The organism is Pseudoroseomonas cervicalis ATCC 49957 (assembly GCF_000164635.1).
Taxonomy (GTDB): Bacteria; Pseudomonadota; Alphaproteobacteria; order Acetobacterales; family Acetobacteraceae; genus Pseudoroseomonas; species Pseudoroseomonas cervicalis.
In genome coordinates this window covers 1-672 of sequence record NZ_GG771188.1, presented here as the reverse complement: position 1 = coordinate 672, position 672 = coordinate 1, and the positions used below count along the sequence as shown (strand labels likewise).

Sequence of the window (672 nt, the reverse complement as noted above, 5' to 3'; positions counted from 1 at the left end):
CGCCGCGCCGCCGCCGCGCGCCACCCCCTGCTGCCGGCGCTGCTCTGGCCGGTCGGGCTGCTGCTGGCCTCGCTGCTGGCCGGGCTGGCGACGCTGCCCTACGGGCTGCACCATTTCGGCCGGCTGCAGCTCTACGGGCTGGCCGCCAACATGGTGGCGGTGCCGCTGACCTCCTTCCTGGTGATGCCGGCGGGGCTCGCCGCCATGCTGGCCTGGCCGCTGGGGCTGGAGCAATGGCCGCTCTGGCTGATGGGCTGGGGGGTGGAGGGGGTGCTGTGGGTGGCGCGCAGCGTCGCCGCCTGGCCCGGGGCGGCGCTGCCGGCGCGGCCGATGCCGGGCTGGGGGCTCGGCCTGCTCAGCCTCGGCCTGCTCTGGCTCTGCCTGTGGCGGCAGGGCTGGCGCTGGTGGGGGGTGCCGCTGATCGCCGCCGGCCTGTTCAGCGCGCTCGCGGTGCGGCCGCCGGACATCCTGGTCTCGGCCGATGCGCGGCTGATCGCCTTCCGCACCGAGGCCGGGGTGGCCTTGCAGCGCCTGCCGGGCGGCACCGCCTTCCTGCGCGACAACTGGCTGCGGAGCTGGGGAGAGGAGGCGGGCAGCGCCCTGGCGATCGACCGGCCCGGCCTGCCGGGCCTGTCCTGCGAGCCCACCGCCTGCCGCTTCCAGCCCGACCCG

1 protein-coding gene is annotated in these 672 nt (G+C 77.5%); it reads left to right on the top strand.

Annotated features, from left to right (window positions below; translation table 11 throughout):
* Positions 1-672, top strand: a 672-nt coding sequence (locus tag HMPREF0731_RS22495) for a ComEC/Rec2 family competence protein (protein WP_007006580.1), incomplete at both ends; no start/stop codon positions are given.